Annotated in this window: 6 protein-coding genes; 1 reads left to right on the forward strand and 5 read right to left on the reverse strand. The window is 60.4% G+C overall.

Annotation, left to right across the window (positions count from 1 at the left end; all coding sequences use genetic code 11):
* Nucleotides 1-105: 105 nt before the first annotated feature.
* From DWX63_RS10310 to purH, 4 genes are all read right to left on the reverse strand, one after another.
* Nucleotides 106-1,149 (reverse strand): sensor histidine kinase, encoded by a 1,044-nt coding sequence (locus tag DWX63_RS10310; protein WP_117843644.1) that lies wholly within the window; start codon nucleotides 1,147-1,149, stop codon nucleotides 106-108.
* Between the two features lie 9 nt (nucleotides 1,150-1,158).
* Nucleotides 1,159-1,830: a response regulator transcription factor gene (locus tag DWX63_RS10315; RefSeq protein ID WP_117843645.1), complete on the reverse strand. Its 672-nt coding sequence runs from the start codon at nucleotides 1,828-1,830 to the stop codon at nucleotides 1,159-1,161.
* 179 nt (nucleotides 1,831-2,009) lie between these two features.
* Nucleotides 2,010-2,717 carry a hypothetical protein gene (locus DWX63_RS10320; protein ID WP_233514535.1) on the reverse strand — a complete coding sequence of 236 codons (708 nt, stop codon included), beginning with the start codon at nucleotides 2,715-2,717 and terminating at the stop codon, nucleotides 2,010-2,012.
* Nucleotides 2,718-2,964: 247 nt separating this feature from the next.
* Nucleotides 2,965-4,572 carry a bifunctional phosphoribosylaminoimidazolecarboxamide formyltransferase/IMP cyclohydrolase gene (gene purH / locus DWX63_RS10325; RefSeq protein WP_117843647.1) on the reverse strand — a complete coding sequence of 536 codons (1,608 nt, stop codon included), beginning with the start codon at nucleotides 4,570-4,572 and terminating at the stop codon, nucleotides 2,965-2,967.
* Nucleotides 4,573-4,849: 277 nt separating this feature from the next.
* Here purH and DWX63_RS10330 point away from each other — a divergent pair, with 277 nt between their 5' ends.
* Nucleotides 4,850-5,491 carry an N-acetyltransferase gene (locus DWX63_RS10330; RefSeq protein WP_117843648.1) on the forward strand — a complete coding sequence of 214 codons (642 nt, stop codon included), beginning with the start codon at nucleotides 4,850-4,852 and terminating at the stop codon, nucleotides 5,489-5,491.
* 476 nt (nucleotides 5,492-5,967) lie between these two features.
* On the opposite strand, the gene DWX63_RS11330 is transcribed toward DWX63_RS10330, so the two are convergent.
* Nucleotides 5,968-7,914 (reverse strand): DUF2207 domain-containing protein, encoded by a 1,947-nt coding sequence (locus DWX63_RS11330; RefSeq protein ID WP_158559681.1) that lies wholly within the window; start codon nucleotides 7,912-7,914, stop codon nucleotides 5,968-5,970.
* Between the last annotated feature and the right edge of the window lie 176 nt (nucleotides 7,915-8,090).

Raw genomic sequence — 8,090 nt, forward strand, 5'->3', positions numbered from 1 at the left:
CCATTTGAGCCTCATAGTTATGTTCACGTTCGGGAACATAACGCCAGTTGCCTTAGTCAAGTTCACGTTCGGGAACATAGCCGTCCGCACCGCAAGACGGCCCGGCTACTCAAAGTATTGGAACTTGTTCGTTGAGAAGGAAAACGTTACGACAAAGCCTTCGCCGGAGTCGGATGCTGCGGTGACGTCGATGCCCATCTTGGAGCACAGACGCGCCACCAGGTAGAGGCCGATGCCCGTTGCGCGCTTGGTGGTGCGGCCGTTGTCGCCGGTAAAACCTTTCTCGAACACGCGCGGCAGGTCGGCCGCGCTCACGCCGCAGCCGTTGTCGGCAACGGTAAGCTCAATGCGCTCACTCGCCAGGCCCTCATCCAGCAACGCGCCCGAAAACACGATCTTCGCGCCGTCCTCGCGCGCATATTTAATGCTGTTCTGGATGAGCTGACCTAAGATGAACTCCAGCCACTTCTCGTCGGTAAAGACCTCGAAGTCGAGGTTTTCGCACACCGGAGCCACGTGCGCTGCAATGAGTTCGCGCGCGTTGGCCTTAATCGCACCCGTCACCAAGGTCTTGAGATCCCAGCGGCGAATCAGGTAATCGCGCTCCACGACTTCCGAGCGCGCATAGTACAGTGCCTGGTCGATATAGCGCTCAACGCGAGCCAGCTCGCGACCCAGGTCATCCACACGCGACAGGTCGTCTTCGCTGCCGTCTAGGTTTTCAAGAATCAGATGGGCCGCCGCCAGGGGCAACTTGGCCTCGTGGACCCAGCTTTCGATATAGTCGCGATAGTCGTCGGTTTGACGTCGCCCTTCCGCTACCTCATCGCAAGCCGCCTTGCCCACGCGGCGCAGGACTTCGTATTCGAGCTCGCCCTCGGCATAGGTCGGACACTGCACCATCTCCTGCACCCACGCAGGGCTTTCCAGCTCCTCGGCCGCGCGCTCCAGCTGGTGCAAAAATCGACGACGGCGCGCGTACTCGATCACGATGCCGAGCATGCCAAAGATAAAGGATACGCCGACCGCCACGACCACGATAGAAACGGGTGCGCCGGCGACCGTCAGCACAAAGCAGCTCAGCAGCACGCCGCACGTCCACACGGCGACGGGAAGCAGTGCATCTTTAAAGAACTTGCCAAACGACATAGCCGGCCCCTAGACCGAATAGCCTTGGCCGCGATGCGTGGTCAAATACCCCTTGATGCCGATTTTTTCGAGCGTGGTGCGCAGGCGGTTGATGTTGACGGTGAGCGTATTGTCGTCCACGAAGGCGTCGGAGTCCCACAGGTCCTGCATGATGGCCGAGCGCGAGACGATCTTGCCCGCGCGGCTCAGGAGCAGCGAGAGGATACGCAGCTCGTTTTTGGTGAGCTCGGTGCTGTCGCCGGTCGCCGTGTTGGTGACCATAGAACGGGCGAGGTCGAGCTCCAGCCCCTTGTGGACGAGCGTGCTGCGCTCGCCCGCCGCCGCGGTGCGACGCAGCAGTGCGTTGATGCGCGCCACGAGTACGCGCGCGCTATAGGGCTTGGGAACAAAGTCGTCCGCGCCGAGCGTCATGGCCATGACCTCGTCGATCTCGGTCGTGCGCGAGGTGAGGACGATGATGGGGACCTCGGATTCGCGGCGAACCTCGTGGCAGATATGCTGGCCGTCCTTGACGGGAAGCGTGAGGTCGAGCAGCACCAGGTCGGGCGCGGCGGCGAGAATATCGCGCGAGACATGCTCGAACGATTCGCAGGCCTCGATTTCAAACCCGGCGCGGGCAAGGATGTCGACAAGCTCACGACGAATGGGCTCGTCGTCCTCAACGATATAGATTAGCGCCATGGATTCCGCTCCCCTCTTGGTTGTCTTGCCACCATTATGGCTGCGAAACTGCAGGTGCGTGCCACGCACGTCGCCAAGGTGACAGAACTGTTCGCGAGCGGGGGCGTTTTGTCCGCCTCGCACTCGCAGCGGTGGCGGGAACCAAAATGATTCTTTAATCCCCGTCCCAGAATAATCATTTAGCGGCGGGCGCGAAGCTTTTCGTAGCCGTCAGCGAAGAAGGTGACCATAGCAGCGTCCGCCTCGGCGGCATCGGTATCGTCAGCGGGGACCACGCCGTGCTCGTCGCTCACCAGGAACAGCGCGCCCTTGAGCTGAGCGGGGATGTCTACGCGCGTGACCGGGATGTCCTTGGTCTGGGCCAGCTGCTCAATGAGCGTCGCCGTGCCGCACAGGCACTCGTCCGCCGGCACCACAAAGGCCAGCTCACCGTTGTTGACGGCAGCGAGCAGCTCGGGCGCCACGCCGGTCTCGTCGGCCTCGGAGCGGGCCTCGGCGGAGCGGGCACGCAGTGCCTTGGCCGACGTATCGGCTAGCGGCTCGTACTCCCCCACTGTCATGGCGGCATTGCCGTTGATATCGATCACCAGCATGAGCACACCGTCATGTGCGGTGTAATCGCCCTCGGCAAGCGACCACTCAACGTGCTGTTTGGCCCAGCTGAGCATGTTATGGGTAAGCGGCTCGCCCTGCACCAAGCGCTCGGACAGTGCGCGAATGTGGCGGTTGAGCATGGGCACCTTTTTATTGGACATGCGCCAACGGCAGACAAGCGCGGGCTTGTCGAGCGTAAACTTCTCGACCGCCTCCTGATTGGCGCAAAAGTCCTCGTACGCACGCTGATCCTCGGCATTGCCAAACAGCTCGGCATCATCAATCTGGGGCATGGTTGTACCTTTCGTGTTAGTCATTCCGTCCTCTTATACCAAAAAGACGGCCCTCCAAACGGAGCAGCCGTCTTTTGCAGAGATTATTTTGACGATATGGTCAGGCGACCGAACAGTTTAATGGGATAGAGAAACATCCCATTAAGGGTTTTCCAAGTGCCCGAGATTGCCCCGAAAGAGGAGCGCCGCGTACTAAATGTACGCAAGCGACGGTTTGAGGGGCAAGGTCGGGTGCTTGGGAAAGCCTCTAGTGCCTAAAATGCCTGGCTCCGGTGAAGACCATCGCAATACCATGCTCGTTGCAGGCCTGGATGCTCTCGTCGTCGCGCTTGGAGCCGCCGGGCTGAATGATGCAGGTCACGCCATGCGCGGCAAGCACGTCGACGTTGTCGCGGAACGGGAAGAACGCGTCGCTTGCACAGGCAAAGCCGCCCTTCTCCACGCCCTCGCGCTCGCAGAAGTCCTCGGCACGCTCGCAGGCAAGTAGCGCAGAGTCAACGCGGTTAGGCTGACCCGGGCCCATGCCAATGCCGGCCTTACCCTTGGAGACCAGGATGGCGTTGGACTTAACGCCCTTGCAGACCTTCCAGGCAAACTCGAGCTCGGCCATCTCGGCGTCGGTGGGCTTGCGGTCGGTGGGGAACGTAAAGGTCGCGGGGTCCTCGGTCACGTGGTCGACCTCCTGCACCAGCATGCCGCCGTCGATGGAGCGCAGCTCCACCTGGGCGCCGTGGTCCACGCCACCGGTAGCCAGCACGCGCAGGTTGGGGCGCTTGGCCATGCGCTCGAGCGCCTCGGCAGTGTAGCTCGGGGCGATGATGACCTCGACGAACTGCTTGTTCTGATCGGCAAAGTGCTCGACCAGCTCATAGGGAACCTCGCGGTTGCAGGCGATGATGCCGCCGAAGGCGCTCTTGGGATCGCAGGCGAAGGCGCGGTCGTAAGCGGACGTGATGTCCTCGGCAACGGCAGAACCGCAGGGGTTCTGGTGCTTGAGGATCACGCAGGCAGGCTCGTCGAACTCGCGGACCAGGTTCCAAGCGGCATCGGCATCCAGATAGTTGTTGTAGCTGAGCGGCTTGCCCTGGATCTGCTCGGAGCCCACGAGCGGAAACTGCGAGCTCGCGGTGTTCTCGCAACCCTCGGCAAAGCGGTAGACCGTAGCCTTCTGCTGAGGATTCTCGCCATAGCGCAGGTCGTCGACCTTCTCCAGCGAAATCTCGAGCTTGGCAGAGGTATCCGCCACGTCACTTGCCTGGGCGGCAAGCCAACGGGAGATAGCCGTGTCGTAGGCGGCGGTGGTCTGGTAGACCTTCACCTGCAGACGACGACGGGTGGAAAGCGTGGTGCAACCGCCGGTCTCGCGCATCTCGGCCAGGACGGCGTCGTAGTCGGCCGGATCGGAGATGACGGTAACACTCGCGGCGTTCTTGGCGGCAGAGCGCAGCATGGAGGGGCCACCGATGTCGATGTGCTCGATGGCGTCCGCAAAGGTGACCTCGGGGTTAGCGACGGTCTTCTCGAACTCATACAGGTTGACGACGACCAGGTCGATCAGCTTAATGCCATGCTGAGCCGCCTCCTGCATGTGCTGCTCGGAATCGCGGCGGGCCAGCAGCGCGCCGTGAACCTTGGGGTGCAGGGTCTTAACGCGGCCGTCCATCATCTCGGGATAACCCGTGAACTCCTCGATGGGGGTTACGGGAACGCCCGCATCCTCGATAGCACGAGCCGTGCCGCCCGTAGAGATGATCTCGACGCCAAAGTCATCGACCAGCGTCCGTGCGAAATCGACGACGCCCGTCTTATCGGTAACCGAGATCAACGCGCGTGCGATCTTCACATCAGATCCCATGCAGTCCTCCTGTCTGGTACGCCGCCGTGCTCTGTGAGTCGGTGATACGTCGATCTGCAGCGCTCGCGCAGCGGCATTGAAAATACTGATTCAATGTAGCGCATCGAGCGCGTCGATGCACCCCGCAACGGTCGCATGTGCAGAAAAAGCTTGCGAGCGGAGGGCATGGGCGCGGCACCGGGCGCGGTGAGTTCATGGAACACAGGGGCACCATAATTCGATGCCAATGGCGTGGTAGAACTGTGCTCGATATGCATCCGCAAAAGAAAGAGGCGCCATGGTCTCGCGGGTTCTCTACCGACCGTTTGATACCGAAGACTTCGACACCATCGCGCTGATTCTGCAGCAGCTTTGGCATAACAATTCGGATAACGATGAGTACAACCGCCTTGAGGCCGCGTGCGACCTTGCCTACTGCCTTTCGTCGTCGACGTTTTCGCAGGTTGCCGTCATCGACGGCCAGGCGCGCGGCATTGCGCTCGCGCGTGCGGGGCAAAGCTCCGGCGCCACCGTCAATGAACATTGGATGGATACCGAGCGCGCGCTGCTATCGCAGATGCGCGAGCTGGAGCCCGATGCCTGCGCCGAGTATCTCTCGTTTGTGCGCGCAACCATCCGCACCAACAACCGTCTGCTCGAAAGCAGCCCCCTGCCACACGACAACGAGGTCACGCTGCTTGCCGTGGATCGCGATGTCCATGGCCTGGGCGTTGGCTCGGTCTTGCTCGACGCCGCGGTCTCGCACCTGTCCTCGCGCGGGGCGACAAGAGCGCACCTGTACACCGACTCCAACTGCTCATGGAAGTTCTACGAGCTGCACGGCTTTAAGCGCACGGCCACGCACCGCGCCAACCGCGAAGAGCGCCGCCACGACATGCCGCGCGAAAGCTTCCTCTATGAGCTCGATCTAACAGCCTAGCCCAGGCAGCCACACCTAGTCATTTAAGAACGTCCCCAATGACTGATCCCCAACGACTGGTCATTTAAGTCTGTCCCCAATGAGTAGCCGAAGCCCTCGCCGGCATCACCCTATAGAGGGTCTGCAAATAGCTGTGGTCAAAAAACATCAAATATGAGTACTGTTACCTTTTTAGTAGCAGCGCAATTCGGCTTTTTCGGGTCTCTTAGGCGTCTCGACGCGTCGGATGAACTAACGTATCTCCCCAAATGTACAATAAAATGGACTCCTAACGAGAAATAATATCGTTAGGAGTCCATTTTTTAGTACAAACAAATGTGACAATCTAGGCAACAGTACTCATATTTGGCATTTTTTGTCCACTGCCCCTTGCGCGAAGGTCCTCAGCGGAAAGTTTGGCCCGTTTCGATGCACAAAAATGGGATGAATCTTCCCTGGCAACCGCCCAGAAAGATCCACCCCAAAGCAAGCGCTCACTAGAACGTTCCGCCGCCGCCTCCGCCGGCGCCGCCACCACCGCCGCCAGAGAAGCCGCCGCCGCTGCCGCCGCTCGAGCTGTCGGAGCTCGAAGCCAGCTCGCGGATGGTCTCGTGGTACACATCGTTGAACGAATCGAGTGGGGACTCGTTGCCGTAGTGATGGTAATACCACCAGTAGCAGGGGTAGTTGTCGTAGAAATCGTCACTGTTGCGCAGGTCCGCAGGCACGGCTTCGGCCAGCTGTCGCAGCACTTCTTTCGAAACGCCCAGAGCAACGCCCATCACCAGCAGTTTGTTCCACAAGATCAGGTCGCTGGGAATGGCCTCCTTCAGGCGCGTAAAGTCCTCGAGCCAATGCTTGAGCGCCTTGCAGCGAGCCGCCACCTCGGCGCCCTCCGGCGTGTAGCGACGGAAGGTGCAGCTCAGAACAAAGCCCACGATCGTGACGGGGATCGAGATCATAGCGGCGCCGACATTGGCATCCGCAAAGTCGGTATAGATCAGAGAGCCCAGAATGCCAAAGACGATGATGATGCCGAGAACCAAGCCGGCAACCAGGGCGATGGTGCCGTCCGAGGCGATAAGCTCGCGCGTCTCCAGCTTGCCCTTAACCGTGCTCTGATAGTCCTCGAGCTTGTCGCCAACAGATTCAGTACGCTCGCTGGCATACTCCTCCAGCTCGCTAAACGTGCGTGAACGGACGCCGTCTTTATCGGGCTTAACGCCGGCGAAGAAGACCTTGAGCACATCGCGATCGATGCCGTCCTTCTTGGCAGCCTTCCAGGCCTCGTCGGTCACTGTGATGCGATACGTCTGCTCCTCTTTTTCGCGACGGAGCAGACCCTTCTTCTTGGTCTCGGTCGCTTCTTCCAGCTTGATCACGCGGTCGTCGGTGAGCTTCATAAGCGTGGCGATATATGCCTGATCGGGCACGTCGTTCCAGCTCATGAGAGCTGCAAGCACCGCGGGATGGTCGGCCGAGGGCACATCGCGGAAGTACTCGTCCTGGAAGAGCGGCTTGGGCTTGGGCCTGCGCAGCTTAAGCATCACGATCACACCGGTATAGGCAACCGCCACGACAACACACACCACGGCAATCGCGCTGGCAACCGCACGCGCGTGCTCACGGCGGGCGTTAGCTTCGTCGGCCCATTCCTTCTCTTCGCTCAGGATCGTTGACATGCGCTCTTCGCCCGAGGCGGCAAGCTGCGGCACCCAGTCGCTGGGGAAGGCGATGCGTGCCTCGGCGAATTCGCCCTGATGCACGCAGGGAATGGTATAGGTGACCATGGGCTCGTCCTCATCGAGCGACACGTCGCCCGTCAGCGGACCGTGGCCCCATGCGCGGAAGTTATCGCCCTTGACGGCAGCCGTCCCGGCAGCGGCATTTGCGAAATACACTTCCATCTCGACGTCATCGGAATCCGCCGACCAGCCGTCACCCACAAATTTCCAGTAAAGCTCGGCGGTATCGGCCCAGTTCATAACCGCACCGGTCATGGAATAACTCACGTAGTAGATTGCGCTGTCGCCGCTCTCGTGGGGGCTGAACACCTTAATCTTTACGCCGTCGTCGGACTGTTCCACCGTGTAAACGCCGTCGTCGCCTTTGTTTGCGTTGTCGACCTTGTTAAACGCAGTGTCGTCTTCCTCGACGCTTAGCACATTGACGACCACCGAGCCGCCTTGCTGGTTAGAGCCTGTATTGATATCCCAATACACGCCGTTGATGTCGTCGTCGAAATCGAACTGGCGTCCCTCGACAACGGTCAGCGAGCCATCGGCCTCAACCGTGGCGCCGATGTAGGTTTGGCTCATGGAGTAGCCGTCGGCGTGCGCGGCGGCAGGCAGCAGCAACAACGCAAGCGCGACGAGTGCGCAGACGGAAGCGAATCGCGCAAACAGGCGGCGCTGCCGACAGGGCTGGGCAACGGGGGCGTTCATAGGCACATCCTTTGTCTGTGGTACCAGTAGCGTCATTGTCCCACGTTTGCGGGCTCATGTGACGAACATCTAGGCCAGCGGAGTATCAAACGGGACGAAAGTCACGTCCACGGCCGGCACTTGGGGACGTTCCTTTTAATATGAGCAGGACATTGTCAAGAGGCAAAATCGGGCCT

The organism is Collinsella sp. AF20-14LB, from assembly GCF_003459505.1.
Taxonomy (GTDB): domain Bacteria; phylum Actinomycetota; class Coriobacteriia; order Coriobacteriales; family Coriobacteriaceae; genus Collinsella.

Coding starts and splice junctions, on each gene's coding strand:
- DWX63_RS11330 (WP_158559681.1), bottom strand. CDS start 7,914: ATGAACGCCCCCGTTGCCCAGCCCTGTCGGCAGCGCCGCCTGTTTGCG.
- DWX63_RS10320 (WP_233514535.1), bottom strand. CDS start 2,717: ATGCCCCAGATTGATGATGCCGAGCTGTTTGGCAATGCCGAGGATCAG.
- DWX63_RS10330 (WP_117843648.1), top strand. CDS start 4,850: ATGGTCTCGCGGGTTCTCTACCGACCGTTTGATACCGAAGACTTCGAC.
- purH (WP_117843647.1), bottom strand. CDS start 4,572: ATGGGATCTGATGTGAAGATCGCACGCGCGTTGATCTCGGTTACCGAT.
- DWX63_RS10315 (WP_117843645.1), bottom strand. CDS start 1,830: ATGGCGCTAATCTATATCGTTGAGGACGACGAGCCCATTCGTCGTGAG.
- DWX63_RS10310 (WP_117843644.1), bottom strand. CDS start 1,149: ATGTCGTTTGGCAAGTTCTTTAAAGATGCACTGCTTCCCGTCGCCGTG.